This is a genomic window from Pseudomonas brassicacearum subsp. neoaurantiaca (genome assembly GCF_013608025.1).
In the GTDB taxonomy this organism is placed as follows: domain Bacteria; phylum Pseudomonadota; class Gammaproteobacteria; order Pseudomonadales; family Pseudomonadaceae; genus Aquipseudomonas.
The window spans coordinates 292,670-319,628 of the sequence record NZ_VDLV01000010.1; the positions used below are offsets into that span (position 1 = coordinate 292,670).

At 61.9% G+C, this 26,959-nt stretch carries 24 protein-coding genes; 12 read left to right on the plus strand and 12 right to left on the minus strand.

Translation table 11 applies throughout. The features are described 5' to 3' along the window. The first annotated feature begins 8 nt into the window (after nucleotides 1-8). From FHK92_RS07980 to FHK92_RS07990, 3 genes are all read left to right on the plus strand, one after another. Nucleotides 9-1,373 carry an MFS transporter gene (locus FHK92_RS07980; protein ID WP_181287583.1) on the plus strand — a complete coding sequence of 455 codons (1,365 nt, stop codon included), beginning with the start codon at nucleotides 9-11 and terminating at the stop codon, nucleotides 1,371-1,373. A gap of 12 nt (nucleotides 1,374-1,385) precedes the next feature. Next, nucleotides 1,386-2,939 carry a galactarate dehydratase gene (garD, locus tag FHK92_RS07985; RefSeq protein WP_030139835.1) on the plus strand — a complete coding sequence of 518 codons (1,554 nt, stop codon included), beginning with the start codon at nucleotides 1,386-1,388 and terminating at the stop codon, nucleotides 2,937-2,939. Between the two features lie 262 nt (nucleotides 2,940-3,201). Next, nucleotides 3,202-4,143, plus strand: a complete 942-nt coding sequence (locus FHK92_RS07990) for an AEC family transporter (RefSeq protein ID WP_181287584.1) — start codon at nucleotides 3,202-3,204, stop codon at nucleotides 4,141-4,143. A gap of 118 nt (nucleotides 4,144-4,261) precedes the next feature. On the opposite strand, the gene FHK92_RS07995 is transcribed toward FHK92_RS07990, so the two are convergent. The 6 genes from FHK92_RS07995 to gatC all read right to left on the minus strand — a co-directional run bounded on the left by FHK92_RS07995 (nucleotide 4,262) and on the right by gatC (nucleotide 9,521). Then, nucleotides 4,262-4,639, minus strand: a complete 378-nt coding sequence (locus FHK92_RS07995) for a carboxymuconolactone decarboxylase family protein (RefSeq protein ID WP_181287585.1) — start codon at nucleotides 4,637-4,639, stop codon at nucleotides 4,262-4,264. After that, the gene (locus FHK92_RS08000) at nucleotides 4,636-5,697 is read right to left on the minus strand and encodes a calcium/sodium antiporter (RefSeq protein WP_181287704.1); all 1,062 of its coding nucleotides are present in this window, start codon (nucleotides 5,695-5,697) and stop codon (nucleotides 4,636-4,638) included. The genes FHK92_RS07995 and FHK92_RS08000 overlap by 4 nt, the downstream gene beginning before the upstream one ends. Nucleotides 5,698-5,746: 49 nt before the next feature. Then, nucleotides 5,747-6,124, minus strand: coding sequence for a septal ring lytic transglycosylase RlpA family protein (locus tag FHK92_RS08005; protein ID WP_181287586.1), 378 nt, complete (start codon nucleotides 6,122-6,124; stop codon nucleotides 5,747-5,749). 185 nt (nucleotides 6,125-6,309) lie between these two features. After that, nucleotides 6,310-7,755, minus strand: a complete 1,446-nt coding sequence (gene gatB / locus FHK92_RS08010) for an Asp-tRNA(Asn)/Glu-tRNA(Gln) amidotransferase subunit GatB (protein WP_181287587.1) — start codon at nucleotides 7,753-7,755, stop codon at nucleotides 6,310-6,312. A 10-nt stretch (nucleotides 7,756-7,765) separates the two neighbouring features. After that, on the minus strand, nucleotides 7,766-9,217 hold the full coding sequence (gene gatA, locus FHK92_RS08015; protein ID WP_181287588.1) for an Asp-tRNA(Asn)/Glu-tRNA(Gln) amidotransferase subunit GatA: 1,452 nt from the start codon (nucleotides 9,215-9,217) through the stop codon (nucleotides 7,766-7,768). Nucleotides 9,218-9,233: 16 nt separating this feature from the next. Beyond that, entirely contained in the window at nucleotides 9,234-9,521 is a 288-nt protein-coding gene (gene gatC / locus FHK92_RS08020) for an Asp-tRNA(Asn)/Glu-tRNA(Gln) amidotransferase subunit GatC (RefSeq protein WP_003197816.1), read from the minus strand. 214 nt (nucleotides 9,522-9,735) lie between these two features. Here gatC and mreB point away from each other — a divergent pair, with 214 nt between their 5' ends. From mreB to tldD, 8 genes are all read left to right on the plus strand, one after another. Beyond that, nucleotides 9,736-10,773 carry a rod shape-determining protein MreB gene (gene mreB, locus FHK92_RS08025; protein ID WP_002555108.1) on the plus strand — a complete coding sequence of 346 codons (1,038 nt, stop codon included), beginning with the start codon at nucleotides 9,736-9,738 and terminating at the stop codon, nucleotides 10,771-10,773. 141 nt (nucleotides 10,774-10,914) lie between these two features. Next, a complete protein-coding gene (mreC, locus tag FHK92_RS08030; RefSeq protein ID WP_181287705.1) occupies nucleotides 10,915-12,045 on the plus strand; it encodes a rod shape-determining protein MreC in 1,131 nt (376 codons plus the stop codon). Then, on the plus strand, nucleotides 12,042-12,530 hold the full coding sequence (gene mreD, locus FHK92_RS08035) for a rod shape-determining protein MreD (protein WP_030139842.1): 489 nt from the start codon (nucleotides 12,042-12,044) through the stop codon (nucleotides 12,528-12,530). Before mreC ends, mreD begins: the two co-directional genes overlap by 4 nt. Nucleotides 12,531-12,573: 43 nt before the next feature. Next, complete coding sequence (locus FHK92_RS08040) at nucleotides 12,574-13,170, plus strand: Maf family protein (RefSeq protein WP_181287589.1); 597 nt, start codon at nucleotides 12,574-12,576, stop codon at nucleotides 13,168-13,170. A gap of 56 nt (nucleotides 13,171-13,226) precedes the next feature. After that, entirely contained in the window at nucleotides 13,227-14,684 is a 1,458-nt protein-coding gene (gene rng / locus FHK92_RS08045) for a ribonuclease G (RefSeq protein WP_030139844.1), read from the plus strand. Nucleotides 14,685-14,745: 61 nt separating this feature from the next. Further along, nucleotides 14,746-18,549, plus strand: coding sequence for a YhdP family protein (locus tag FHK92_RS08050; protein ID WP_181287590.1), 3,804 nt, complete (start codon nucleotides 14,746-14,748; stop codon nucleotides 18,547-18,549). Nucleotides 18,550-18,687: 138 nt separating this feature from the next. Further along, nucleotides 18,688-19,551, plus strand: coding sequence for a carbon-nitrogen hydrolase family protein (locus FHK92_RS08055; protein ID WP_181287591.1), 864 nt, complete (start codon nucleotides 18,688-18,690; stop codon nucleotides 19,549-19,551). Nucleotides 19,552-19,556: 5 nt separating this feature from the next. Next, nucleotides 19,557-20,999, plus strand: coding sequence for a metalloprotease TldD (gene tldD, locus FHK92_RS08060; protein ID WP_003197828.1), 1,443 nt, complete (start codon nucleotides 19,557-19,559; stop codon nucleotides 20,997-20,999). A gap of 156 nt (nucleotides 21,000-21,155) precedes the next feature. Here the strand turns inward: tldD and yjgA are convergent, their stop codons facing one another. Beyond that, the gene (gene yjgA / locus FHK92_RS08065; RefSeq protein WP_014336624.1) at nucleotides 21,156-21,680 is read right to left on the minus strand and encodes a ribosome biogenesis factor YjgA; all 525 of its coding nucleotides are present in this window, start codon (nucleotides 21,678-21,680) and stop codon (nucleotides 21,156-21,158) included. A gap of 153 nt (nucleotides 21,681-21,833) precedes the next feature. Here yjgA and pmbA point away from each other — a divergent pair, with 153 nt between their 5' ends. Further along, nucleotides 21,834-23,180, plus strand: coding sequence for a metalloprotease PmbA (gene pmbA, locus FHK92_RS08070; RefSeq protein ID WP_181287592.1), 1,347 nt, complete (start codon nucleotides 21,834-21,836; stop codon nucleotides 23,178-23,180). A gap of 200 nt (nucleotides 23,181-23,380) precedes the next feature. On the opposite strand, the gene FHK92_RS08075 is transcribed toward pmbA, so the two are convergent. The 5 genes from FHK92_RS08075 to FHK92_RS08095 all read right to left on the minus strand — a co-directional run bounded on the left by FHK92_RS08075 (nucleotide 23,381) and on the right by FHK92_RS08095 (nucleotide 26,887). Further along, nucleotides 23,381-23,656 (minus strand): HPr family phosphocarrier protein, encoded by a 276-nt coding sequence (locus FHK92_RS08075; protein WP_181287593.1) that lies wholly within the window; start codon nucleotides 23,654-23,656, stop codon nucleotides 23,381-23,383. Between the two features lie 15 nt (nucleotides 23,657-23,671). Further along, entirely contained in the window at nucleotides 23,672-24,529 is an 858-nt protein-coding gene (gene rapZ / locus FHK92_RS08080) for an RNase adapter RapZ (RefSeq protein ID WP_181287594.1), read from the minus strand. 2 nt (nucleotides 24,530-24,531) lie between these two features. After that, entirely contained in the window at nucleotides 24,532-24,996 is a 465-nt protein-coding gene (gene ptsN / locus FHK92_RS08085; RefSeq protein ID WP_030139851.1) for a PTS IIA-like nitrogen regulatory protein PtsN, read from the minus strand. A 12-nt stretch (nucleotides 24,997-25,008) separates the two neighbouring features. Beyond that, nucleotides 25,009-25,317: a ribosome hibernation-promoting factor, HPF/YfiA family gene (hpf, locus tag FHK92_RS08090; RefSeq protein ID WP_039592236.1), complete on the minus strand. Its 309-nt coding sequence runs from the start codon at nucleotides 25,315-25,317 to the stop codon at nucleotides 25,009-25,011. A 76-nt stretch (nucleotides 25,318-25,393) separates the two neighbouring features. Continuing rightward, nucleotides 25,394-26,887, minus strand: a complete 1,494-nt coding sequence (locus FHK92_RS08095) for an RNA polymerase factor sigma-54 (RefSeq protein WP_181287595.1) — start codon at nucleotides 26,885-26,887, stop codon at nucleotides 25,394-25,396. Between the last annotated feature and the right edge of the window lie 72 nt (nucleotides 26,888-26,959).

Here is a 26,959-nt window from a genome sequence, read left to right on the forward strand (position 1 = left end):
TAGATGACATGCAAGAAACCAAGCCGACCCGCGTCCGCTATTTGATCCTGCTCATGCTGTTTTTGGTGACGACGATCAACTATGCCGACCGCGCAACTATCGCCATCGCCGGCTCCAGCCTGCAGAAAGACCTCGGCATTGACGCCGTTACCCTCGGTTATATCTTCTCCGCTTTCGGTTGGGCCTACGTGGCCGGGCAGATTCCCGGCGGCTGGCTGCTCGACCGTTTTGGCTCGAAAAAAATCTATGCCTTGAGCATCTTCACCTGGTCGTTGTTCACCGTGCTGCAAGGCTATGTCGGTGAATTTGGCCTGTCGACCGCCGTGGTCGCGTTGTTCATGCTGCGCTTTTTGGTAGGGTTGGCCGAAGCGCCTTCTTTCCCTGGCAACGCCCGCATCGTCGCCGCCTGGTTCCCCACCGCGGAACGCGGCACCGCCTCGGCGATCTTCAACTCGGCGCAATATTTCGCCACCGTGTTGTTCGCACCGCTGATGGGTTGGATCGTCTACCGCTTTGGCTGGCAGCACGTGTTCATCGTGATGGGCGTGATCGGCATCATCTTCTCGCTGATCTGGCTGAAGATCATTCACAGCCCGCGCCAGCACCCAATGATCAACGAGGCCGAGTTCAATCACATCGCTTCGAACGGCGCGATGGTCGACATGGACCAGGACAAAGGCAAAGGCAAGAAAACCGATGGTCCGAAGTGGGACTACATTCGCCAACTGCTGACCAACCGCATGATGCTCGGCGTGTACCTGGGCCAATACTGCATCAACGGCATCACTTACTTCTTCCTGACCTGGTTCCCGGTGTACTTGGTGCAGGAACGCGGCATGACCATCCTCAAGGCCGGTTTCATCGCGTCCTTGCCGGCCATCTGCGGCTTCATTGGTGGTGTGCTTGGCGGAGTGATTTCCGACTACCTGCTGCGCAAGGGCCACTCGCTGACCTTCGCCCGCAAGGCGCCGATTATTGCCGGTCTGCTGGTGTCCAGCAGCATCGTGGCGTGCAACTACGTCGACATCGAATGGATGGTGGTGGGCTTCATGGCCTTGGCCTTCTTCGGCAAAGGCGTGGGCGCATTGGGTTGGGCCGTGGTATCCGACACCTCGCCAAAACAGATCGCCGGCTTGAGCGGCGGCCTGTTCAATACCTTCGGCAACCTGGCATCGATCACCACGCCAATCGTCATCGGCTACATCATCAGCGCCACCGGTTCGTTCAAATGGGCCCTGGTGTTCGTCGGTTGCAATGCGTTGGTGGCGGTGTTCAGCTACCTGGTCATCGTGGGCCCGATCAAGCGTGTCGTGCTCAAGGAGCCAACGGCCAAGGATGCCGATATTTCCAGCCTGTCTGAAGCCAAATCCTGAGGAGCGGCATCGATGCAACTGATTGAACATGCCGATTCGCCCCGTTACATCCGCCTGCACGAGCGGGACAACGTGGTGATTGTCGTCAACGACCAGGGTGTACCGGCCGGGACCGAATTCCCGGACGGCCTGGTCACCGTGGACTTCGTCCCGCAGAGCCACAAAGTCACCCTGGTGGACATTCCCGAGGGTGGCGAGGTCATTCGCTACGGCCAGGTCATTGGCTACGCGCTGCAACCGATCCCCCGTGGCAGTTGGGTCAAGGAAGACCAGTTGCGCATGCCTACCGCACCACCGTTGGACAGCTTGCCGCTGTCCACCGATGTGCCGGCGGCCGATGCGCCGCTGGAGGGCTACACCTTCGAGGGTTATCGCAACGCCGACGGTACCGTCGGCACACGCAACATCCTGGGCATCACCACCACGGTGCAGTGCGTGACCGGGGTGCTGGACCATGCGGTCAAGCGCATCAAGGACGAGCTGCTGCCCAAGTACCCGAACGTCGATGACGTGGTGGCCCTGACCCACAGCTATGGCTGCGGCGTGGCGATCACCGCCACCGACGCCTACATCCCGATCCGCACCGTGCGCAACCTGGCGCGCAACCCGAACCTGGGTGGCGAGGCGCTGGTGATCAGCCTGGGCTGCGAGAAATTGCAGGCCGGGCAGGTGATGCATGAAGGCGACAGCTCGGTGGACCTCAGCGAGCCATGGTTGTATCGCCTGCAGGACTCCAGTCACGGTTTCACGGAAATGATCGAGCAGATCATGGAATTGGCCGAGACGCGGCTCAAGAAACTCGACCAGCGTCGCCGCGAAACCGTGCCGGCCTCGGAACTGATCCTGGGCATGCAGTGCGGCGGCAGCGATGCGTTTTCCGGCATCACCGCCAACCCGGCCCTGGGCTACGCCTCGGACTTGTTGCTGCGGGCCGGCGCGACGGTGATGTTTTCCGAAGTCACCGAAGTACGCGATGCGATCTACCTGCTGACTTCCCGGGCGCAAACCCAGGAAGTCGCGCAGGAACTGGTGCGTGAAATGGACTGGTACGACCGTTACCTGGCCAAGGGCGAAGCCGATCGCAGCGCCAACACCACGCCGGGCAACAAGAAGGGTGGGTTGTCGAACATCGTCGAGAAGTCCCTGGGCTCGATCGTCAAGTCCGGCAGCAGCGCCATCAACGGCGTGCTTGGCCCGGGCGAGCGGTTCAAGCAAAAGGGCCTGATCTTCTGTGCCACGCCGGCCAGCGATTTTGTCTGCGGCACGCTGCAATTGGCGGCGGGGATGAACCTGCACGTGTTCACCACGGGCCGGGGCACGCCGTACGGCCTGGCGATGGCGCCGGTGGTGAAGGTCTCGACCCGCACCGAACTGGCCCAGCGCTGGCCGGACCTGATCGACATCGACGCTGGCCGCATCGCCACCGGGCGCGCGACCATCGAAGAGTTGGGCTGGGAACTGTTCCACTACTACCTGGACGTGGCCAGCGGCAAGAAACAGACCTGGGCCGAACGGCACAAGCTGTTCAACGACATCACCTTGTTCAACCCGGCGCCGATTACCTGATGATTGCGTGATCGATGGAGATCCAGTGTGGGAGCGAGCTTGCTCGCGATGGGGGCGGTACATTCAGCATTGATGCCAGCTGACCCAACGCTATCGCGAGCAAGCTCGCTCCCACAGGGGGATGTGGGGTGAATATGGATTTTGTGTTCAGCGCAGGATGAATGTGGGAGCGAGCCTGCTCGCGAAGAGGCTCGACCAGACGCCAACGCCGTGAGTGGCTTATCATTAGCCACCTAACGACACCCTCTTCAAGGTCCCCGGCATGCTGGCAATTTTCCTCGAAACCCTGAACATCACCGCGCCGGTGTTTGCCATGCTGTTTCTGGGTACGTTGCTCAAGCGTATCTACTGGATCAACGACAACTTCATTCACATCGCCTCGTCCCTGGTGTTCAACGTCACCATGCCGGCGCTGTTGTTTCTTGGCATCCTGCACGCCGATCTGCACGCGGCGTTGCAACCCGATCTGCTGATCTATTTCTCGATTGCCACCCTGGTGAGTTTCGCGATGGCCTGGGGCTGGGCGATCTGGCGATGCCCGCGGGAGGATCGCGGCATCTACACCCAGGGCGCGTTTCGCGGCAATAACGGCGTGATCGGCCTGGCGTTGGCGGCCAGCATGTACGGTGACTACGGGATTTCCCTGGGGGCGATTCTCGCGGCGCTGGTGATCCTGTTCTACAACACCTTGTCGACCATCGTGCTGGCGGTCTACAGCCCGGTGATCAAGTCCGATCCGTGGAGCATCTGCAAAAGTGTGATCAGCAACCCGCTGATCATCAGCGTGATCGTCGCCGCGCCGTTCGCCTATTGGCAGATCGGTCTGCCGAACTGGTTCGAGACTTCAGCCAAGTACCTCTCGCAAATGACCTTGCCCCTGGCGCTGATCTGCATCGGCGGTACGCTGTCGCTTGCGGCCTTGCGCAAAAGCGGCAAGATGGCCCTGAGTTCGAGCCTGGTGAAGATGGTCGGTTTGCCGCTGGTGACCACGCTGGGCGCGTGGTTGTGGGGCTTTCGCGGGGCGGAGCTGGGGATTCTGTTCCTGTACTTCGGCAGCCCCACCGCCGCCGCCAGCTTCGTCATGGCCCGGGCGGCCGATGGCAACCATGAACTGGCGGCGGCGATCATCGTCATCACCACGTTGATGGCGGCGATTACCACCAACCTGGGGATCTTTGTGTTGCAGTGGGGTGGGTGGATCTAGCCCTGGATTTTGCACCGTTCTTGAGGACCAATCGCGAGCAAGCTCGCTCCCACAGTGGCTTGTGGTTATACCGCGATCTCCTGTGGGAGCGAGCTTGCTCGCGATAGCGATCTAACCGTCACTCGGCTTGGTAGCTATCGATCACTTCCTGCGCCGCCCGAAACGCATCTATCGCCGCCGGCACGCCCGCGTACACCGCGCAATGCAGCAACGCCTCGCGGATCTCTTCCACGGTGCAACCATTGTTCAACGCGCCGCGCACGTGGCCCTTCAGTTCCTGCGGACACTTGAGGGCGGTGAGGGCGGCGAGGGTGATCAGGCTGCGGGTCTTCAGCGGCAGGCCTTCGCGACTCCAGACGCTGCCCCAGGCGTGCTCGTTGACGAAGTCCTGCAGCGGCTGGGTGAACTCGGTGGCGTTGCCCAGGGCGCGGTCGACGAACGCATCGCCCATCACCTGGCGACGCATGTCCAGGCCGGTCTTCGGAGTGTCGGTCATGGCAAATCCCTCTTGTGGTGTTGGCGGCGCCAGGCGCGCACCGAGGTGAACAGCAAAAACGCGAGCAGGGCCGGCAGCACATAGAACAGCATCAGCCGCTCCAATTGGCCGGCGAGTGGCATACCGGTGGTGAACGACACCACGTGCAGCCCATAGACCGCATACAAGCCCAGGAACAGCAAACCTTCGGCGCGGGTGACGCGGTAGCCGGAATAAAACACCGGCAGGCACAGCACCGCGACGCCGAGCATCACCGGCAGGTCGAAATCCAGGGCGTTGGGCGAGACCGAGAGCGGTGAAGGCGCGGCGAGGGCGGTCACACCCAGCACGCCCAGCAAGTTGAACAGGTTGCTGCCGATCACGTTGCCCACCGCGATGTCCCGTTGGCCCCGCAGGGCGGCGATCAACGAAGTGGCGAGCTCCGGCAGCGATGTGCTGACGGCCACGATGGTCAAGCCGATGATGCGCTCCGACAAGCCCAGGTCCGTGGCCACTTCCACCGCAGCGCCCAGCAACAGGTGCCCGGCGAATACCAGCATCGCCAGGCCCGACGCGATCATCACCAGGCTTCTGGGCCAGGACACATGGGCCACTTCGCCACCCAGCGGATGCGGCCGTGCGGAGTGTCGTGACTGGCGCAACAACAGGCCCAGGTACACCGCCAGGGCTATCAACAGCAGGACGCCGTCGAGTCGGGTCAACTCCTCGTTCCAGGCCAGAATGGACACCAGCAAGCTGGCGCCGATCATCAACGGGATGTCCAGGCGCACCAGTTGGCGCGAGACGCGTAACGGAATGATCAGCGCCGAAAGCCCCAGAGTGACGAGGATGTTGAAGATACTGCTGCCGATCACGCTGCCCACGGCGATATCGGCGTTCTGCGCCAGGGTCGCCTGCAGGCTGACGGCCATTTGTGGCGCGCTGCTGCCGAAGGCAACGACGGTAAGGCCGATGATCAGTGGTCGCACCAGCAAGCGTGCCGCGAGACCGACGGCGGCGCGCACCAGCAGTTCGGCGCCGGCGATCAGCAACAGCAGGGCGCCGAACAGTTCGAGCAGGCTGAGCAGCGGTAGGGCGTTGATCAGGGAAATGGCTGGGCTCCGTCTATCAATCGTCGAGGGCTTGCACGCGCACCCGCGCAGTGCCGGTGCGCAACATGCCCAATTGCTCGGCGGCGGCGCGCGACACATCGATCAGGCGACCGCGTGTGTACGGGCCGCGATCGTTGATGCGGACCACGACGCTCTCGTCGTTGCCAAGGTTAGTGATTTTCACCCGGGTGCCGAATGGCAACTGGCGATGCGCGGCGGTCAGGCCGTGCTGGTCGAAACGCTCGCCGCTGGCGGTGCGCTTGCCATGATGCCTGGAGCCGTAATAGGAGGCGACGCCGGTCTGGTCGTAGCCGTGTGGATCAACCGTCCCGCTCTGGCTGGCACAGCCGGCCAGCAGGGACAGCAGGGCGCAGGCGCCGAGGAGACGCTTCATCAAGAGATTTCCCACATCAGTGTGGTTGTGAAAATAATTGTGGCGAGGGAGCTTGCTCCCGCTGTGCCGCGAAGCGGCCCCCAACAATCTGTTGCTAGACATAGGGGGCTGCTGCGCAGCCCAGCGGGAGCAAGCTCCCTCGCCACAGGAGACCGAGCCAGGCCGGAAGACTGGCTCCATGGCCATCAGCCTTCGAGCTTGCTTTTGAGCAATTCGTTGACCTGTTGCGGGTTGGCCTTGCCCTTGGAGGCTTTCATGGCCTGGCCGACGAAGAAGCCGAACATCTTGCCGCGCTTGGCTTCGTCTGCCGCGCGGTACTGTTCGACCTGCTCGGCGTTGGCCGCGAGCATTTCATCAAGCACGGCGCTGATCGCACCGGTGTCGGTGACCTGCTTCAAGCCGCGCTTCTCGATGATCTCGTCAGCGCTGCCTTCACCGTTAGCCATGGCCTCGAACACCATCTTGGCAATCTTGCCGGAAATGGTGTTGTCCTTGATCCGCAACAGCATGCCGCCCAGTTGCTCGGCCGAGACCGGCGACTCGTCGATCTCCAGGCCCTGCTTGTTCAACAGGCTGCCCAACTCGACCATCACCCAGTTGGCCGCCAGCTTGGCGTCGCCGCCGATGCTCACGACTTTCTCGAAGTAATCGGCCTGTTCCCGGCTGGTGGCCAAGACGTTGGCGTCGTAGCTCGACAGCCCGAACTGCGCCTGGAAACGCTCGCGTTTTTGCGGCGGCAACTCCGGCAGGGTGGCGCGTACTTCATCGAGGAACGAATTCTCGATGACCACCGGCAGCAAGTCCGGGTCGGGGAAGTAACGGTAGTCGTTGGCTTCTTCCTTGCTGCGCATCGGACGGGTCTCGTCCTTGTTCGGGTCGTACAGGCGGGTCTGCTGGATGACCTTGCCGCCGTCCTCGATCAGTTCGATCTGGCGCTGGATCTCGCTGTTGATCGCCTTCTCGATGAAGCGGAACGAGTTGACGTTCTTGATCTCGCAGCGGGTGCCGAACTCGGCCTGGCCCTTCGGACGGATCGACACGTTGCAGTCGCAACGCAGCGAGCCTTCGGCCATGTTGCCGTCGCAGATGCCCAGGTAGCGCACCAGCGCATGGATCGCCTTGACGTAGGCCACGGCTTCCTTGGCGCTGCGCATGTCCGGCTCGGAGACGATTTCCAGCAGCGGCGTGCCAGCACGGTTCAGGTCGATGCCAGTGGCACCGTTGAACTCTTCATGCAGGCTCTTGCCGGCGTCTTCTTCCAGGTGCGCGCGGGTGATGCCGACGCGCTTGACGGTGCCGTCTTCCAGGGCGATGTCCAGGTGGCCCTTGCCGACGATCGGCAGTTCCATCTGGCTGATCTGGTAGCCCTTGGGCAGGTCCGGGTAGAAGTAGTTCTTGCGGGCGAACACGTTGTGCTGGCCGATCTCGGCATCGATCGCCAGGCCGAACATTACTGCCATGCGCACCGCTTCGGCGTTGAGCACCGGCAGCACGCCGGGCATGCCCAGGTCCACCAGGCTGGCCTGGGTGTTGGGCTCGGAACCGAAAGTGGTCGAGCTACCGGAAAAGATTTTCGATCGGGTGGTGAGCTGGGTATGAATCTCCAGCCCGATCACGACTTCCCATTGCATGTGTTTCTCCTCAGAAGCCGGTTGGGGTGCGGGTGTGCCAGCCAGTATTCAATTGATACTGGTGGGCAACATTCAACAGGCGGCCTTCCTGGAAATACGGCGCGAGCAGTTGCACGCCCACCGGCAGGCCATCGACGAAACCGGCCGGCATGGACAGGCCCGGCAAGCCGGCGAGGTTGGCGGTGATGGTGTAGACGTCTTCCAGGTACTCGGCAACCGGGTCGCTGTTCTTGGCGCCGAGCTTCCAGGCCGGGTTCGGCGTGGTTGGGCCGAGGATGATGTCGACCTCGTTGAACGCGGCCATGAAATCGTTCTTCACCAGGCGACGGATTTTCTGCGCCTTGAGGTAATAAGCATCGTAGTAGCCGGCGGACAACGCGTAGGCGCCGACCATGATCCGGCGCTGCACTTCGGCGCCAAAGCCTTCGCCACGGGAGCGCTTGTACAGGTCGACCAGGTTTTCCGGGTTCTCGCAGCGATAGCCGAAGCGCACGCCGTCGAAGCGCGACAGGTTCGAGGAGGCTTCCGCCGGGGCGATCACGTAGTACGCCGGAATGGCGTGCTGCATGTTCGGCAGGCTGATTTCCTTGATCACCGCGCCGAGCTTTTCCAGCTCTTTGACGCTGTTATGGACCAGCTCGGCGATGCGCGGGTCGAGGCCGGCGCTGAAGTATTCCTTCGGCACGCCGATGCGCAGGCCTTGCAGCGAGCCGTTGAGGCTGGCGCTGTAGTCCGGAACCGGTTCATCGATGCTGGTGGAGTCGTTCGGGTCGAAGCCGGCCATGCCTTGCAGCAGGATCGCGCAGTCTTCGGCGGTGCGGGCCAGCGGGCCACCCTGGTCGAGGCTGGAGGCGTAGGCGATCATGCCCCAGCGCGAAACGCGACCGTAGGTCGGTTTCAGGCCGGTGAGGTTGGTGAACGCTGCTGGCTGGCGGATCGAGCCACCAGTGTCGGTGGCGGTGGCGGCCGGCAGCAGGCGCGCGGCCACGGCGGCGGCGGAACCGCCGGACGAACCACCCGGCACGTGTTCCAGGTTCCACGGGTTTTTCACTGCGCCGTAGTGGCTCGACTCGTTGGCCGAACCCATGGCGAATTCGTCCATGTTGGTCTTGCCCAGGGTCACGGTGCCGGCAGCGGCCAGCTTGGCGACCACGGTGGCATCGTACGGGGCCTTGAAGTTGTCGAGCATCTTCGAGCCGCAACTGGTGCGGATGCCCTGCGTGCAGAACAGGTCCTTGTGGGCAATCGGCGCGCCGAGCAGGGCGCCGCTCTCACCATTGGCGCGACGGGCGTCGGCGGCCTTGGCCTGGCTCAGGGCCAATTCTTCGGTGAGGCTGATGAAGCTGTTGAGCTGCGGATCGAGCTGGGCGATGCGCGCCAGCAGGGCCTTGGTCAGCTCTTCGGAGGAAAACTTTTTGTCGGCGAGTCCGCGGGCGATCTCGGCCAGGGTCATGTGATGCATGAGAGGCTCTTTCCCTTTAGTCGATGACTTTCGGAACCAGGTACAGGCCGTTTTCGACCGCTGGCGCGATGGACTGGTAGGCCTCGCGGTGATTGGACTCGGTCACGACGTCGGCGCGCAGGCGCTGGCTGGCTTCCAGTGGGTGGGCCAGCGGTTCGATACCGTCGGTATTGACCGCTTGCATTTCGTCGACCAGCCCGAGAATGCTGTTCAGGGCAGAAGTGATGTGTGGAAGATCGGCTTCATTGAGGCCCAGACAGGCCAGATGAGCGATTTTTTCCACGTCGGAGCGTTCAAGCGCCATGGGATTCTCCAGTGGAAAACAAAACGGACGCAGTCGGTCCGTGTGTTAGATTGTCGGAACACTACCGCATTTCTACGGCGCTACCGCCGCGATTTCGAGGTTTGGTGCACAGAAAAGCGGCCAATTTAACATATTGGCGCCTTGCCCAAAATCCCTGTCGTTGTTAGAGTTTGCCGCACTTTTTTACCCACGCGTTGCCTAGGGTCCCTTTCCCATGTTCAAGAAACTGCGTGGCATGTTTTCCAGCGATCTTTCCATCGACCTGGGCACTGCCAACACCCTTATTTACGTGCGCGAGCGCGGTATCGTCCTGAATGAACCCTCGGTCGTGGCCATCCGCACCCACGGTAACCAGAAAAGTGTCGTGGCTGTCGGTACGGAAGCCAAGCGCATGCTGGGCCGTACACCGGGCAACATTGCAGCCATTCGCCCAATGAAAGACGGCGTGATCGCCGACTTCAGCGTCTGCGAAAAGATGCTGCAGTACTTCATCAACAAGGTTCACGAAAACAGTTTCCTGCAGCCCAGCCCTCGTGTGCTGATCTGCGTGCCCTGCAAGTCCACCCAGGTGGAGCGTCGCGCCATCCGTGAATCGGCCCTTGGTGCCGGTGCCCGTGAAGTGTTCCTGATCGAAGAGCCAATGGCTGCGGCCATCGGTGCCGGCCTGCCGGTGGAAGAAGCCCGCGGTTCGATGGTTGTCGACATCGGTGGCGGTACCACTGAAATCGCGCTGATCTCCCTCAATGGTGTGGTCTACGCCGAATCCGTACGTGTGGGCGGCGACCGTTTCGACGAAGCGATCATCACTTACGTGCGTCGCAACTACGGCAGCCTGATCGGCGAATCCACCGCCGAGCGCATCAAGCAGGAAATCGGCACGGCCTACCCGGGCGGCGAAGTACGCGAAGTCGACGTTCGCGGTCGCAACCTGGCTGAAGGCGTTCCACGCGCGTTCACCCTCAACTCCAACGAAGTGCTCGAAGCGCTGCAAGAGTCGCTGGCGACCATCGTCCAGGCGGTCAAGAGCGCCCTCGAGCAGTCCCCGCCGGAGCTGGCGTCGGACATCGCCGAGCGCGGCCTGGTGCTGACCGGTGGTGGCGCGCTGCTGCGTGACCTCGACAAGCTGCTGGCCCAGGAAACCGGCCTGCCGGTGATTGTCGCCGAAGACCCGCTGACCTGCGTTGCCCGCGGCGGTGGCCGTGCATTGGAAATGATGGACAAGCACACCATGGACTTGCTCTCCAGCGAATAAGCCTGGCGGGATGGTCTATGTTGTTCGCTCCCGGGCAGCACTTTGCAGTGCTGCCTGTTGGCGTTTATCTTCTGTCATTCGTATCCAGGCCGGTTTGATGCCGTATGAATAAAGAAAACATTTGCCTGGGAGGAGCGGCCTATTAAACCGCTTTTTGCCAAAGGCCCCTCATTGGGTGTGCGCCTGTTGGTGTTGGCCGTGCTATCGGTTGCGCTGATGGTGGTGGATGCCCGTTTCACGCTGCTCAAGCCAGTGCGCAGCCAGATGTCGCTGGTGTTGATGGAGTCCTACTGGATCACCGACCTGCCGCAACGGTTGTGGCAGGGTGTGGCCAGTCAGTTTGGCAGCCGGACCGAACTGGTCGCCGAAAACGAAAAACTCAAGACCGAAAACCTGCTGTTGCAGGGCCGCATGCAGAAATTGGCGGCCCTCACCGAGCAGAACGTTCGGCTGCGCGAGTTGCTCAACTCTTCCGCGCTGGTCAACGAGAAGGTCGAAGTGGCCGAGTTGATCGGCATGGACCCCAACCCGTTCACCCACCGCATCATCATCAACAAGGGCGAGCGCGACGGCGTCGTCCTCGGCCAGCCGGTGCTCGATGCCCGTGGCCTGATGGGGCAGGTGGTGGAGTTGATGCCCTATACCTCCCGTGTCCTGCTGTTGACCGACACCACCCACAGCATTCCCGTGCAAGTCAATCGCAACGGCTTGCGGGCGATTGCCAGTGGGACCGGCAACCCGGAACGCCTGGAATTGCGGCACGTGGCCGACACAGCCGACATCAAGGAAGGCGACCTGCTGGTCAGCTCCGGCCTCGGCCAGCGATTCCCTGCCGGTTATCCGGTGGCGACGGTCAAGGAAGTCATCCACGATTCCGGCCAGCCGTTTGCCATCGTTCGCGCGGTTCCGACCGCCGCGCTGAACCGCAGCCGTTACCTGCTGCTGGTGTTCAGCGACAACCGCACGCCTGAAGAACGGGCGAACGATGCGGCCGTGGCCCAGGAAGCCCAGGACCGGCAGGGTGGCGATTCGGCCACGCCGCCCGCGCCTGCGCCGGTCCCGGCCACCGTGCCCAAGCCCCAGGTGACAACGCCCGCTGCAACGACGCCGGCCACCACGCCCCCGGCCGCACCCGCTGCGACACCTGCCAAGCCGACCGCTCACCAGCCGGTTGCGCGCCAGCCGGCGAGCCAACCTGCGAAGCCCGCGGCCAAGCCACCGGCCTCGACGCCCGCCGCTACGCCTGCCACCAGGGGAGCACGAGAAGAATGAGCAGTACTCGATCCGGTAACGGCTGGATGGTCTGGCTGACCTTCGCCATCGGCCTGTTGCTCAGCGTTTCACCGCTGCCGCAGTTCATGGAAATCCTGCGCCCGCTGTGGCTGGCCTTGCTGCTGGCCTTCTGGGCCCTGGCCTTGCCGCACAAGGTCGGCATGGTCACGGCCTGGTGCCTGGGGCTGGCCGAAGACGTGCTTTATGGCACGTTGTTGGGCCAGAACGCGCTGATCCTGACCTTGATCACGTTCCTGGTGCTCTCGTTGCAACAACGCCTGCGGATGTTCCCGATGTGGCAGCAGAGCTTGGTGATCCTGGTGATCTTTGGCCTGGCGCAACTGGTGCAGCTATGGCTCAGCGCGCTGACCGGCAACCGCCAGCCTACCCTGGCGCTGGTCCTGCCGGCCCTGGTCAGTGCCTTGCTCTGGCCATGGATAAGCTTCGGTTTACGCGGCTTGCGCCTGCGTTTCAAAATCAACTGATTCGGTCAGGCATTGGCCCGTACCTTGGAAGGGAGATGTCTTGATGAAACCGCTTTACCTCGCCTCAGGCTCGCCGCGTCGACGTGAACTGCTTACGCAGATTGGCGTCCCGTTTACCGCCATCAGTGCGGACATCGACGAAACTCCCTTCGATCATGAAACCCCATCGGCCTATGTCGAACGCTTGGCGCGCGGCAAGGCCGGGGCTGGACGACGTGCCCTGGCAACCGACATCGATGGCTGCGTGTTGGGCGCCGATACCGCTGTTGTGCTGGACGGGCGAATTCTTGGCAAGCCTCAGGATCAGGCCGACGCCGTGTCGATGCTCCAGGGCCTTTCCGGTCGCGATCATGAAGTATTGACGGCCATTGCCGTGCTGGACGGACAGCGTTGCGAATCCCGTGTGGTTCGCAGTCGGGTGAGTTTCCGCCCGATCACCGAACAGGAAGCGCTGGCCTACTGGGCCAGCGGCGAACCCCGGGACAAGGCCGGCGGCTATGGTATCCAGGGGTTGGGTGCGGTGTTCGTCGCCGGGCTCGAAGGCAGTTATTCGGCGGTGGTCGGCCTGCCATTGTGCGAAACCGCGGAACTGCTGGGCCATTTCGGCATACCCTGTTGGCAAAACTTGAGCGCGCGCTGAGCGCTGACTGACTTGATGCGGCCATAATCGTGAATATGCCTGAACGAGACCCTGCCATGAGTGAAGAGATCCTGATCAACATCACGCCGATGGAATCGCGCGTGGCGGTGGTTGAAAACGGTGTCCTGCAAGAGGTCCATGTCGAGCGTACGCAGAAACGTGGCATTGTCGGGAATATCTACAAGGGCAAGGTGGTGCGTGTGCTGCCGGGCATGCAGGCGGCCTTCGTCGACATCGGGCTGGATCGAGCGGCATTCATTCATGCGTCGGAAATTTCCATGCGCGAAGGGCCGGCCGTGGAGAGCATCAGTGCGCTGGTCCATGAGGGGCAGAGCCTCGTCGTGCAAGTCACCAAGGACCCCATCGGCTCCAAGGGCGCGCGCCTGACCACCCAGCTGTCGATTCCATCGCGCTACCTCGTGTATATGCCGCGCACGGCCCATGTCGGCATTTCCCTGAAGATCGAGGACGAAGCCGAGCGCGAGCGTCTCAAGAAAGTCGTCAGCGATTGCGTGGAGAAAGAAGGGATCAAGGAGGCGGGCGGCTTCATCCTGCGCACCGCAGCCGAAGGCGCCGGTGCGGATGAGATCCTCATGGATATCCGCTACCTGCGCAGGCTCTGGGACCAGATCGCCGCGCAGATCAAGACCATCGCCACCCCCAGCGTGATCTACGAAGACCTCGGCCTGGCGCTGCGGACCCTGCGCGACCTGGTCAGCCCGAAGATCGAGAAAATTCGCATCGATTCCCGGGAAACCTTCCAGCGAACCACCCAATTCGTCGCCGAACTGATGCCGGAAATTGCCGATCGCCTGGAGCACTACCCAGGCGAACGGCCGATTTTCGACCTCTACGGTGTCGAAGATGAAATCCAGCGTGCACTGGAGCGCAAGGTGCCGCTCAAGTCTGGCGGTTACCTGGTGGTCGATCCGGCCGAGGCGATGAGCACCATCGACGTCAACACCGGTGCCTTTGTCGGTCATCGCAATCTCGAGGAGACCATCTTCAAGACCAATCTTGAAGCGGCGACCGCCATTGCCCGGCAACTGCGCCTGCGTAACCTTGGCGGGATCATCATCATCGATTTCATCGACATGGAAGATGAAGAGCACCAGCGCCAGGTGCTGCGCACGTTGGAAAAACAGTTGGAGCGCGATCACGCCAAGACCAACATCATTGGCATCACCGAGCTGGGCCTGGTGCAGATGACCCGCAAGCGCACCCGCGAAAGCCTGGAGCAGGTGCTGTGCGAACCGTGCAGCAGTTGCCAGGGGCGGGGCAAGCTCAAGACCCCGGAAACCGTGTGTTACGAAATCTTCCGGGAAATTCTTCGGGAGGCGCGCGCCTACCAGGCCACTGGCTATAGAGTGTTGGCGAACCAGAAAGTGGTGGACCGCCTGCTCGATGAGGAGTCAGGCAACGTGGCGGAACTGGAGGCTTTTATCGGACGCACGATTCGTTTCCAGGTGGAAACCATGTACTCCCAGGAACAATACGACGTGGTGTTGCTCTGAAGCGGCGTGTGGAGTGGCGAGGCCGCCAATCTGAATGCCTTTGCCTGGGGAGGCTGCTGACATGGAGCGCCTGACACGCCTTCTGGCTACCCTGACGCGCTGGGGCTTGGGCCTGTGTGCTCTGTTGCTGGTATTGCTGGCGTTGTACGTCAGCCTCGGTCGGGAACTCGTCCCGCTGGTGGCCGAATACCGTGGCGACCTGGAAACTCGCGCCAGCGAAGCCTTGGGCATGCCCGTGCACGTCGGCAACCTCGACGGGAGCTGGAGCGCCCTGGCGCCGATACTGGCGGCGCGTGACGTGGTGGTCGGCGACGGCGCCAATGCCTTGCACCTGGATCAAGTACGCGTCGTGCCCGATCTATGGGACAGCCTGCTGACGCGCCAGGTGCGCATCGCTCATTTGGAAATCAGTGGGCTGAAGATCAGCCTCAAGGAAGGCGAAGACGGCAAGTGGGCCCTGGAAGGTCTGCCCGTGCGGGATGATCAGCCCCTCGATCCTCAACAGTTGCTGGACCGGATGCAGATCGTCTCGAAGCTGTCGGTACTCGACAGCCAGGTCACCTTGCAACCATTGGATCAGCCGCCGCTGAGCCTGACCTACGTCGGCCTGAGCTTGCGCACCGGCCCCACGCGCCAGCGATTGGATGCCCGCCTGACGCTGCCTGACGGCCAGCCCGTGGCGGTGAACGTGCGCACGCGGATCCGAGCCAGCGACTGGAAAAATGGCGAGGCTGATGCCTACCTGAGCCTGCCGCAAAGTGATTGGTCCAAATGGCTGCCGAAGCGCCTGACCCAACAATGGAATTTTTCCGAGATCAAGGCCGGTGGTGAGTTCTGGCTCAGTTGGGGGGCGGGCACGGTGCAAAGCGCGGCCGTGCGACTGAACGCGCCGCAGCTGCAGGGCGCCTACGCTGACCGCAAACCGGTACAGATCCAGAACCTGGCCCTCAACGGATACTTCCAGCGCGGTAGCCAAGGATTCAATGCGACGCTCGACACCTTGGCGATGAGCCTGGGGGACGCCCGTTGGGAATCGCGCCTGCAACTACAGCAAAGCGACGCCACCGATAAAGCCGAGGAACGTTGGCACCTGGAGGCCGATCGTCTCGACCTGACCCCGCTGACGCCGTTGCTCAATGCCTTGGCGCCGTTGCCGGAGGGCGTCGCCACGGCGATCGATCGGCTCAAGGTAACCGGTGGCCTGCGTAATGTGCTGGTGGACTTTCGTCCACAGAACACCGGCGACCAGAAAGTCAGCTTTGCCACCAACCTGGACACGGTGGGCTTTGACGCCTATCACGGTGCTCCGGCGGCGCGCAACGTTTCCGGCAGCCTCAGCGGTGACCTGGGCGGCGGCGAACTGCGCATGGACAGCAAGGATTTCTCCCTGCACCTGGCGCCGATCTTCGCCAAGCCCTGGCAATACCTGCAAGCCAACGCCCGGTTGACCTGGAAGCTCGACAAGCAGGGCTTCACCCTGATCGCGCCCTACCTGAAGGTGCTGGGGGAGGAAGGCCGGATTGCCGGCGATTTCCTGATTCGTCTGCATTTCGACCACAGCCAGGAAGACTACATGGACCTGCGGGTCGGCCTGGTGGATGGCAACGGACGCTATACCGGCAAGTACCTGCCGGCCGTCCTCAGCCCGGCGCTGGACGAGTGGCTGCGCACGGCAATCGTCAAGGGCGCGGTGGACGAAGGTTTTTTCCAGTACCAGGGTTCGCTGAACAAAGGTGCCGAGGACGCAGCCCGCAGCATCAGCCTGTTTTTCAAGGTGCATGATGCCGAGTTGGCCTTCCAGCCGGGCTGGCCTTCGGTCAGCAAGGTCAGCGGCGATGTGTTTGTCGAAGACAGTGGCGTGCGCATTTTCGCCAGCCAGGGGCAACTGCTCGATACCCAGGTGAAAGACGTTTCGGTGAATATCCCCCATGTTCCCAGTGGACAGAGCTCTCATCTGCTGCTGGATGGCGGGTTTGCCGGAGGATTGGGCGATGGGCTGAAGATCCTCCAGACCGCGCCTATCGGTACGGCCGAGACGTTCGCCGGCTGGGAAGGCGAGGGTGCGCTGCAGGGCAGCGTGAAGCTCGATATTCCGCTGGTCAAAGGCGAGCAACCGAAAATCCTGGTGGATTTCGCCACTGACAAGGCTCGGCTCAAGCTGAGCGAGCCGGCGCTTGAGCTGACCGAACTCAAGGGTGATTTCCGCTTCGACAGCAGCAAGGGATTGAGCGGCAAGACCATCGCGGCCAGGGCGTTCGACCGACCTGTGACTGCGCAGATTTTCGCCGAGGGCCGCGCCGGTGCGCTCAATACGCGGGTGACCGCATCGGGACGGGTCGAGGTGAAGAAACTCACCGATTGGTTGAGCGTGACTCAGCCATTGCCCGTCTCCGGGGTGGTTCCGTATCAGCTTCAGGTGATCCTCGACGGCGCCGACAGCCAGTTGTCGGTCAGCTCCAACCTCAAGGGTGTGGCGGTGGACTTGCCGGCACCCTTCGGGATGGCCGCCGATGTCGGGCGCGACACAGTGTTCCGTATGACGCTGCAGGGGCCGGAGCGGCGGTATTGGGTGAATTACGGCGACCTGGCCAGCTTCACTTATGCCGCGCCGAGCGGGAAGGTCGCCGACGGTCGCGGTGAACTGCTGCTGGGTTCCGGTGAGGCAGTATTGCCTGGCGGCAAGGGACTGCGACTGCGAGGCACGCTGTCGGAACTGGACGTGAGCCCCTGGCAGGATCTGTTGAGCAAATACGCCGGCCAGGACCCGGGCGGCAGTGCCCGGCAAGTGCTCAGCAGCGCCGACCTGAAAGTGGGCAAGCTCACGGCCATGGGTACGACGCTGGACGAGGCTTCGGTGCAGTTGGACCGCAAGCCGGACGCCTGGGCCCTGCGGCTTGACAGCCAGCAGGCCAAGGGCAGCGTCAGCCTGCCGGATGCGAAAGCCGCCCCGATCGGCATCAAGCTGGATTATGTGCGCCTGCCGGCTGTGGACCCAACGGTGCAGGCCGACGAAAACGCCCCGGATCCTCTGGCCACGGTCGATCCCGGCAAGATTCCAGCGATGGACATCGCCATCGACCAGTTGTTCCAAGGTCCTGATCTGATCGGCGCCTGGTCATTGAAGGTGCGCCCCACCGGCAAGGGTATTGCGTTGAACGACCTGGACATGGGCCTCAAGGGCATGGTGTTGAACGGCAACGGCGCCTGGGAAGGCGTACCCGGTTCCACCAGCAGTTGGTACAAGGGCCGTATCAAGGGCAAGAATCTGGCTGATGTCCTGAAAGGGTGGGGGTTCGCGCCGAGTGTGACCAGCCAGGAATTTCGCCTGGATGTGGACGGTCGCTGGCCCGGTTCGCCGGCCTGGGTTGCCACCAAGCGTTTCTCCGGCAGTCTCGATGCGTCATTGAGCAAGGGCCAGTTCGTCGAGGTCGAAGGCAGTGCCCAGGCACTGCGGGTATTTGGCCTGTTGAACTTCAACTCCATCGGCCGGCGCTTGCGCCTGGATTTTTCCGACCTGTTCGGTAAAGGGCTGAGCTATGACCGGGTCAAGGGGTTGCTGGTGGCGAGCGACGGCGTATACGTCACGCGTGAGCCCATCACCCTCACGGGACCGTCGAGCAACCTTGAGCTCAACGGTACGCTGGACATGGTCACCGACCGGGTTGACGCCAAGCTTCTGGTGACCTTGCCGGTGACGAACAACCTGCCGATCGCCGCGCTGATCGTCGGCGCTCCGGCGGTGGGCGGGGCGTTGTTTTTGATCGACAAGCTGATCGGTGACCGCGTAGCGCGTTTTGCCAGCGTAAGATATGACGTCAAGGGACCGTGGAAAGAACCGAAGATCAGCTTCGACAAGCCGTTCTGACAGGTTAACGCGAGTCCCTGTGGGAGCGAGCTTGCTCGCGATAGCGGTGGGTCAGCAAAGGAAATGTGACTGAAACACCGCTATCGCGAGCAAGCTCGCTCCCACAGGGGCAGTGATGTAAAAAGTGAGGGAAGCACCATGCCAGTCGCCGTGATTCAAATGGTCAGCCAAAGCGATGTGCTCGCCAACCTGGCTCGTGCCCGTGTGCTGCTGGAGCAGGCTGCGGCGGGTGGCGCAAGGCTGGCGGTGCTGCCTGAAAACTTCGCCGCCATGGGCCGGCGGGACGTGGCGCAGATCGGTCGCGACGAAGCCTTTGGTCAGGGGCCGATCCTGCCCTGGTTGAAACAGGTCGCCCGCGACCTCAGGTTATGGATTGTCGCCGGTACATTGCCGTTGCCGCCCGTAGACCAGCCCGAGGCCAAGGCCCATGCCTGTTCGTTGCTGGTGGACGACCAGGGCCAGATCGTGGCGCGCTATGACAAGTTGCACCTGTTCGACGTGGACGTGGCGGACAATCGCGGGCGCTACCGCGAATCCGATGACTATGCTTATGGCGGCAACGTGGTCGTTGCCGATACCCCCGTGGGCCGGGTGGGCCTGACGGTGTGTTACGACCTGCGTTTCCCTGAACTCTATAGCGAGTTGCGGGCCGCCGGAGCCGAATTGATCACCGCGCCTTCGGCGTTCACCGCGGTGACCGGCGCTGCCCACTGGGACGTGCTGATCCGCGCCCGGGCCATCGAAACCCAGTGTTACCTGCTGGCGGCCGCCCAGGGCGGGGTGCATCCGGGGCCAAGGGAAACCTTTGGCCATGCTGCGATTGTCGATCCATGGGGGCGGATGCTGGCGCAACAGGATCAAGGCGAGGCCGTGCTATTGGCTGAACGCGACAGCAATGAACAGGCGTCCATCCGGGCGCGCATGCCGGTGGCGAACCACCGGCGCTTTTTCTCGCAGGGCGCGCGACAGCGACCTGTCCAAGACGACGAATTCAAGGCGTAAAACATATGAGCGGGTTGTTGTCCTCTGTCAGTGAACACCTTTTAGCCCCCGGCGGCGTAACCCTGGAAAGCCTGCAAGGCGTGCTGGGCGACCTGGCCGGTCCGGGCATCGATGCCGCCGACCTGTATTTCCAGGGCCAGATCTCCGAGTCATGGTCGCTGGAAGACGGCATCGTCAAGGAAGGCAGTTTCAACCTCGACCAAGGCGTGGGCGTGCGGGCCCAGTCCGGGGAAAAAACCGGTTTCGCCTACAGCAATGCCATCACCCTCGAAGCCCTCGGCGCAGCGGCCCGTGCGGCTCGCTCGATCTCCCGGGCCGGGCAGAACGGCACGGTCCAGGCGTTCAGCAGCCAGGACGTGGCCCAGTTGTACGCACCGGACAATCCGTTGGAAGTCATGAGCCGTGCCGAGAAAGTCGAGTTGCTCAAGCGCATCGACGTCGCCACCCGCGCCCTCGACCCGCGTATCCAGCAGGTTTCGGTGAGCATGGCCGGGGTCTGGGAGCGGATCCTGGTGGCTTCCACCGACGGCGGCCTGGCGGCGGATGTGCGGCCGCTGGTGCGCTTCAACGTCAGCGTGATCGTCGAGCAGAACGGCCGGCGCGAGCGCGGCGGTCATGGCGGCGGCGGGCGTACCGACTACCGTTATTTCCTCAGCGAAGACCGCGCCATGGGCTACGCCCGCGAAGCGCTGCGCCAGGCGCTGGTCAACCTGGAAGCGATCCCGGCCCCGGCCGGCACCTTGCCAGTCGTACTCGGGTCCGGCTGGTCCGGCGTGTTGCTGCACGAAGCCGTCGGCCACGGCCTGGAAGGTGACTTCAATCGCAAGGGTAGCTCGGCCTACAGCGGACGCATGGGCGAGATGGTGGCCTCGAAACTCTGCACCATTGTCGATGACGGTACGCTGGCCGGCCGTCGTGGCTCCCTGAGCGTCGATGACGAGGGCACGCCGACCGAGTGCACAACATTGATCGAGAACGGCGTGCTCAAAGGCTACATGCAAGACAAGCTCAACGCCCGCCTCATGGGCGTGGCCCGCACCGGCAACGGTCGTCGCGAGTCCTACGCACACTTGCCGATGCCGCGCATGACCAATACCTACATGCTGGGCGGCCAGAGCGATCCGGCGGAAATCATCGCGTCGGTGAAGAAGGGCATCTATTGCGCCAACCTCGGCGGCGGCCAGGTGGACATCACCAGCGGCAAGTTTGTGTTTTCCACCAGCGAGGCCTACCTGATCGAAGATGGCAAGATCACTGCGCCAGTCAAGGGTGCAACCCTGATCGGCAACGGGCCGGAGGCGATGAGCAAGGTGTCGATGGTCGGTAACGACCTGGCGCTGGACAGCGGCGTGGGCACGTGCGGAAAGGACGGGCAATCGGTGCCGGTGGGCGTCGGCCAGCCGACCCTGAAGATCGATGCGATTACCGTGGGTGGCACGGGTGCATGAAAATATCCAAGGACTTGGATGAATCATCGTGGCGAGGGAGCTTGCTCCCGCTGGGCTACGCAGTAGCCCCGATGCGGTTGCTACGCAACCGAGCGGGAGCAGGCTCCCTCGCCACGATGACAATCACCCCATGAGGGGAAGTGAAGCGGATGGCGATCAGCGCAGACCGCGCTGAGTCTCGTCCAGCTCACGGATGTATTTGAAGATTTTACGGCTCGACGCCGGTGGCTTGTTCTGTGCCAGTTCGTGCTGGGCCTGACGAATCAGGGAGCGCAACTGCTGGCGATCGGCCTCCGGGTAGTCAATGACGAATTTTTCCAAGGTGCCGTCGTCGCCTGCGATCAAGCGATCGCGCCAGCGTTCCAGGTTGTGGAAACGTTCGTTGTACTGCCGGGTGGAGGCATCGAGCTGGTCGAGCAGAACGAGGATGGCGTCAGTGTCTTGGTCGCGCATCAGTTTGCCGATGAATTGCAGGTGCCGTTTACGCGCGATATTCGCGGTGTGCTTGGGCGCATCGGCCAAAGCCCGGCGCAAGGCGTCGGTCAGGGGCAGCTTGGCCAGCAAGTCAGGCTTGAGTGTTGTCAGGCGCTCGCCGAGGTCAACCAGAGCATGCAGCTCGCGTTTGACCTGGGATTTGCTTTTTTCACCCTCGTAGAGGGAGTCGTCGTAAGAATCAACCATGGTGGCAGTCCGCAAAGAAACGCCGCCATGATAACCAGTCGGGGGCCGGTTGTCCGGCCCGGTCGCTCGAAGGCCAAGGGATTGTATGAAAAAACGTCCAGGCGCTTTGCGTACAAAACCGTTACCGAAAGCAGAATTTGAGTGGAGAACACCATGAGTGCAGTTCAAAGCGTCGGCCCGCAGGCATTGCCGGCACTGCAGGAACAAGTCGAGCAGATTCTCGCCGAGGCCAAGCGACAAGGCGCCAGCGCCTGTGAAGTGGCGGTATCGCTGGAGCAGGGACTGTCGACTTCGGTGCGCCAGCGCGAGGTGGAAACCGTCGAATTCAACCGTGACCAGGGTTTCGGCATTACCTTGTATGTAGGCCAGCGCAAGGGCTCGGCCAGCACCTCGGCCAGCGGTCCTGACGCGATTCGTGAAACCGTCGCCGCGGCACTGGCGATAGCCAAGCACACTTCCGAAGACGAGGCCTCGGGTTTGGCCGATGCTGCGCTGATGTGCAAGGATCTGAAGGACTTCGATCTATTCCATGCTTGGGATATCACGCCCGAGCAAGCCATTGAGCAAGCGCTGCGCTGCGAAGCCGCGGCATTCGACGCCGATAGCCGGATCAAGAATGCCGACGGCACGACGCTTAACACCCACCAGGGCTGCCGAGTCTATGGCAACAGCCATGGGTTTATTGGCGGTTACGCATCGACCCGCCACAGCCTGAGTTGCGTGATGATCGCCGAGGCCGACGGCCAGATGCAGCGCGATTACTGGTATGACGTGAACCGCCAGGGTTCGTTGCTGGCGGACCCGGTCAGCATCGGCCAGAAAGCCGCGCAACGGGCAGCTAGTCGACTGGGCGCTCGACCGGTACCGACCTGCGAGGTGCCAGTGCTGTTTTCCGCGGAGTTAGCCGGAGGCCTGTTTGGCAGCTTCCTGTCGGCGGTGTCCGGCGGCAATCTGTATCGCAAGTCGTCGTTCCTCGAAGGCGCGTTGGGCCAGAAACTTTTCCCTGAATGGATGACCATCGACGAGCGCCCACACCTGATGCAAGCCATGGGCAGTTCGGCGTTCGACGGTGATGGGCTGGCGACCTACGCCAAGCCGTTCGTGGAAAACGGCGAACTGGTTTCATACATCCTGGGTACGTATTCGGGCCGCAAACTCGGCATGCCGAGCACCGCCAATGCGGGCGGCGTGCACAACCTGTTCGTCACTCACGGTGAAGAAGACCAGGCGGCATTGTTGCGGCGCATGGGGCGTGGCCTGCTGGTCACCGAATTGATGGGCCATGGCCTGAACATGGTCACCGGGGATTATTCCCGTGGCGCGGCGGGTTTCTGGGTTGAGAATGGCGAAATCCAATTCCCGGTCCAGGAAGTCACTATCGCGGGGAACATGCGTGACATGTTCAAGCAGATCGTGGCGGTGGGGAACGACTTGGAACTGCGCAGCAACATCCGCACCGGCTCGGTGTTGATCGAGCGTATGACGGTCGCGGGTAGCTGATATTCAGGACACAAAAAAGGCGTGTCACCCATTTGGGTGACGCGCCTTTTTTGTGTCGATTAGAACCATGGCAAGACCGTTTCTGTGGCGAGGGAGCTTGCTCCCGCTGGGCCGCGAAGCGACCCCAACATCTTGCGGCCGCTGCGCAGCCGAGCGGGAGCAAGCTCCCTCGCCACAGAATGACCTTGGGCCCAGAGGAGTTATTCCCCCTCGTCGAAATAATTGTTGATCAGCGCCACCAAGGCATCCATCGCTTCCTGCGCCTGTTCGCCTTCGGTGCTCAGGTGGATCTTGGTGCCCTTGCCCGCGGCGAGCATCATCATTGCCATGATGCTTTTACCGTCGACGGTGCTCTCGGGCGTGCGCCCGACACGGATGGTGGTATCAGGAAACTGACCCGCCACACCCACGAATTTCGCCGATGCCCGGGCATGCAAACCCAGCTTGTTGATGATTTCAATTTCCCGAGCAGGCATCGCGGTGTGAATCCTTTAGCTGAGGTCGCGGTGGCGAACCTGGACGTTCTTCAGGGATTGTTGCAGGAGTTGACCCAGGCGCTCGGTCAGGTAGACGGAACGGTGATGACCACCGGTACAGCCAATGGCGATCGTGACATAGGCTCGGTTGCTCGCTGCGAAGCGGGGCAGCCATTTGAGCAGGTAACTGGAAATGTCCTGGAACATTTCCTCGACGTCCGGTTGGGCGGCGAGGTAGTCGATTACTGGCTGGTCCAGCCCGGACTGCTCGCGCAGCTCCGGTTTCCAATAAGGGTTGGGCAGGCAGCGAACATCAAACACCAGGTCGGCATCGACCGGCATGCCGCGCTTGAAACCGAACGACTCGACGAGAAATGCCGTTCCCGGTTCAGGCTGGTTCAGCAGGCGCAACTTGATGGTGTCGCGCAACTGATAGAGATTGAGGTTCGTGGTGTTGACCTTGAGGTCGGCCAAATCGGCAATGGGTCCGAGCAGTTGGCTCTCGTCATGGATCGCTTCAGCCAGGGAGCGGCTGGCGTTGCTCAGCGGGTGGCGTCGACGGGTTTCCGAAAAACGCTTGAGCAGTGTCTCTTCATCGGCATCCAGGTACAGCACATCGCATTGGATATGCCGGTTGCGAACTTCTTCAAGCAGTTCCGGAAATCGCGACAGGTGGCTGGGCAGGTTGCGGGCGTCGATGGACACGGCGACCAGCGGTTGCGCAAGTTCGGTGTGGATCAGGGCGCGCTCGGCCAATTCCGGAAGCAGGCCTGCCGGCAGGTTGTCGATGCAATAGTAACCGCTGTCCTCAAGTACATTGAGGGCCGTGCTTTTACCTGAGCCGGAGCGGCCGCTGACGATGATCATGCGCATGTTTAATGGCCGTTCTGCTCGTCCAGGACTACCTGATACAAGGCTTCGTTGCTCGGGGCGCTGCGCAGTTTTTCGCGTACTTCCTTGCGATCCAGCATGCTGGCGATCTGGCGAAGCAGCTCCAGGTGCGCATCGGTCGCGGCCTCCGGGACCAGCAAGACGAACAGCAGGTCGACCGGGGCGCCATCGATGGCGTCGAAATCTATGGGGGCTTCAAGGTGCAGCAGCGCGCTGATGGGCGAGGCGCAGCCCTTGAGGCGGCAATGGGGGATGGCAATGCCGTTGCCAAAACCGGTGGAACCGAGTTTTTCACGGGCAACCAGTGCCTCGAAGACATCCTGCATTTCCAGATCCGGTACCTCGCGGTGGATCAGGTTGGCGATTTGTTCGAGGGCTTTCTTTTTACTGCCGCCCGGCGCGTTCACTTGGGAACGGCCGGGGGTCAGGATGGTTTCTAGTCGGATCATGGATTGGGGGGGTTAACGACCGGTTGCGCCCTGGAGGAGGCTCTGGGTCTTTTCCTTATGCTTTTTGAGTTGGCGATCCAGCTTGTCGGTCAGCAGGTCAATCGCGGCATACATGTCTGAATGCTCTGCGTTGGCAACCACTTCTCCGCCGGGGATATGCAGCGTGGCTTCGATTTTCTGCAACAGCTTCTCGACGTTCATCGTGACTTGCACATTGGTGATCTTGTCGAAATGCCTTTCCAATCGGTCGAGTTTTTCGCCGATGTAGGTGCGCAGGGGTTCGGTCACTTCCAGTTGGTGTCCACTGATGTTGACTTGCATACAGCTTCTCCTTCGTTGCCAGTGCATAAAGCGGCAGGCTGGGTTGCCTGCCACTGGAACGCTGTGGCGTGGCCTGTTACATCAACCGCTTGCGTTCGCTCGAAGGTGCGATCCCGAGGGATTCGCGGTATTTGGCGACGGTACGGCGGGCCACCTGAATGCCTTGTGCCTCCAGTAAACCAGCGATCTTGCTGTCACTCAACGGCTTTTTCTGATTTTCCGCGGCGACCAGTTTCTTGATGATCGCGCGGATGGCCGTGGACGAGCATTCGCCGCCTTCGGAGGTGCTGACATGGCTGGAGAAAAAATATTTCAATTCATAGATTCCCCGCGGGGTATGCATGAATTTCTGGGTGGTCACCCGGGAAATCGTCGATTCGTGCATGCCCACTGCCTCTGCAATGTCATGCAGGACCAACGGCTTCATTGCTTCATCGCCATATTCCAGGAAGCCGCGCTGATGCTCGACGATCTGGGTGGCCACTTTCATCAGGGTTTCGTTGCGGCTCTGCAGGCTCTTGATGAACCAGCGTGCTTCCTGCAACTGGTTGCGCATGAAGGTGTTGTCGGCGCTGGTGTCGGCGCGTTTCACGAATCCTGCGTACTGGGCGTTGACCCGCAGTTTGGGCACCGATTCCTGGTTGAGCTCTACCAGCCAGCGATCGTTGTGCTTGCGCACGATCACATCCGGGACCACGTATTCGGGTTCCGTGGATTCAATCTGCGAGCCGGGCCGCGGATTGAGGCTTTGTACCAGTTCGATGACCTGGCGCAGCTCGTCTTCCTTGAGCTTCATGCGCCGCATCAGTTGGCTGTAGTCGCGACCGCCCAGCAAGTCGATGTAGTCAGTGACCAGTCGCTTGGCTTCGGCCAGCCACGGTGTCTTGGCGGGCAATTGGCGCAATTGCAGCAAGAGGCATTCACCCAGGCTGCGGGCGCCGATGCCTGCGGGTTCAAACTGCTGGATGCGATGCAGGACTGCCTCGACCTCATCCAGCTCGATGTCGAGCTCGGGGTCGAACGCTTCGAGAATTTCTTCGAGTGTCTCGTCCAGGTAGCCCTGATTGTTGATGCAATCGATCAGGGTCACGGCGATCAGGCGATCGGTGTCGGACATCGGTGCCAGGTTCAGTTGCCACAGCAAGTGGCTTTGCAGGCTTTCGCCGACCGAGGTGCGGGTGGTGAAGTCCCACTCATCGTCATCGCCGCTTGGCAGGCTGCTGGCGCTGGTCTGGTAGACGTCTTCCCACGCCGTATCCACGGGCAGGTCGTTGGGAATGCGTTCGTTCCACTCGCCGTCCTCGATGTTATCCACCGTCGGGGCAGCTTCCTGATAGGACGGTTCCGGGATTTCGGCAGGGGGTTTCTGTTCGACGTTGTCGGCCAGCGGATCGGAGTTATCGAAGTCGTCGCCTTCTTCCTGGCGTTCGAGCATCGGATTGGACTCCAGGGCCTCCTGGATTTCCTGTTGCAGGTCCAGGGTCGACAATTGGAGCAGGCGGATGGCCTGTTGCAGCTGCGGCGTCATCGTCAGCTGCTGGCCCATTCTCAAGACTAGCGATGGTTTCATGGCAGGGGCTTAACACCTTATTCGCCGGCGCACATGCGCCATCCACTACAAGGGCGCCGGAGCGCCAAACTT

What these genes read in the sequence shown, in the direction of transcription:
- pmbA (WP_181287592.1), top strand. Translation starts at nt 21,834, where the DNA reads ATGAGTGCAGTTCAAAGCGTCGGCCCGCAGGCATTGCCGGCACTGCAG.
- FHK92_RS08040 (WP_181287589.1), top strand. Translation starts at nt 12,574, where the DNA reads ATGAAACCGCTTTACCTCGCCTCAGGCTCGCCGCGTCGACGTGAACTG.
- FHK92_RS07980 (WP_181287583.1), top strand. Translation starts at nt 9, where the DNA reads ATGCAAGAAACCAAGCCGACCCGCGTCCGCTATTTGATCCTGCTCATG.
- FHK92_RS08075 (WP_181287593.1), bottom strand. Translation starts at nt 23,656, where the DNA reads ATGCCTGCTCGGGAAATTGAAATCATCAACAAGCTGGGTTTGCATGCC.
- hpf (WP_039592236.1), bottom strand. Translation starts at nt 25,317, where the DNA reads ATGCAAGTCAACATCAGTGGACACCAACTGGAAGTGACCGAACCCCTG.
- FHK92_RS08095 (WP_181287595.1), bottom strand. Translation starts at nt 26,887, where the DNA reads ATGAAACCATCGCTAGTCTTGAGAATGGGCCAGCAGCTGACGATGACG.
- FHK92_RS08005 (WP_181287586.1), bottom strand. Translation starts at nt 6,124, where the DNA reads ATGAAGCGTCTCCTCGGCGCCTGCGCCCTGCTGTCCCTGCTGGCCGGC.
- rapZ (WP_181287594.1), bottom strand. Translation starts at nt 24,529, where the DNA reads ATGCGCATGATCATCGTCAGCGGCCGCTCCGGCTCAGGTAAAAGCACG.
- rng (WP_030139844.1), top strand. Translation starts at nt 13,227, where the DNA reads ATGAGTGAAGAGATCCTGATCAACATCACGCCGATGGAATCGCGCGTG.
- mreB (WP_002555108.1), top strand. Translation starts at nt 9,736, where the DNA reads ATGTTCAAGAAACTGCGTGGCATGTTTTCCAGCGATCTTTCCATCGAC.
- gatC (WP_003197816.1), bottom strand. Translation starts at nt 9,521, where the DNA reads ATGGCGCTTGAACGCTCCGACGTGGAAAAAATCGCTCATCTGGCCTGT.
- FHK92_RS08050 (WP_181287590.1), top strand. Translation starts at nt 14,746, where the DNA reads ATGGAGCGCCTGACACGCCTTCTGGCTACCCTGACGCGCTGGGGCTTG.
- tldD (WP_003197828.1), top strand. Translation starts at nt 19,557, where the DNA reads ATGAGCGGGTTGTTGTCCTCTGTCAGTGAACACCTTTTAGCCCCCGGC.
- FHK92_RS08055 (WP_181287591.1), top strand. Translation starts at nt 18,688, where the DNA reads ATGCCAGTCGCCGTGATTCAAATGGTCAGCCAAAGCGATGTGCTCGCC.
- ptsN (WP_030139851.1), bottom strand. Translation starts at nt 24,996, where the DNA reads ATGATCCGACTAGAAACCATCCTGACCCCCGGCCGTTCCCAAGTGAAC.
- mreD (WP_030139842.1), top strand. Translation starts at nt 12,042, where the DNA reads ATGAGCAGTACTCGATCCGGTAACGGCTGGATGGTCTGGCTGACCTTC.
- FHK92_RS07990 (WP_181287584.1), top strand. Translation starts at nt 3,202, where the DNA reads ATGCTGGCAATTTTCCTCGAAACCCTGAACATCACCGCGCCGGTGTTT.
- garD (WP_030139835.1), top strand. Translation starts at nt 1,386, where the DNA reads ATGCAACTGATTGAACATGCCGATTCGCCCCGTTACATCCGCCTGCAC.
- FHK92_RS07995 (WP_181287585.1), bottom strand. Translation starts at nt 4,639, where the DNA reads ATGACCGACACTCCGAAGACCGGCCTGGACATGCGTCGCCAGGTGATG.
- gatB (WP_181287587.1), bottom strand. Translation starts at nt 7,755, where the DNA reads ATGCAATGGGAAGTCGTGATCGGGCTGGAGATTCATACCCAGCTCACC.
- gatA (WP_181287588.1), bottom strand. Translation starts at nt 9,217, where the DNA reads ATGCATCACATGACCCTGGCCGAGATCGCCCGCGGACTCGCCGACAAA.
- yjgA (WP_014336624.1), bottom strand. Translation starts at nt 21,680, where the DNA reads ATGGTTGATTCTTACGACGACTCCCTCTACGAGGGTGAAAAAAGCAAA.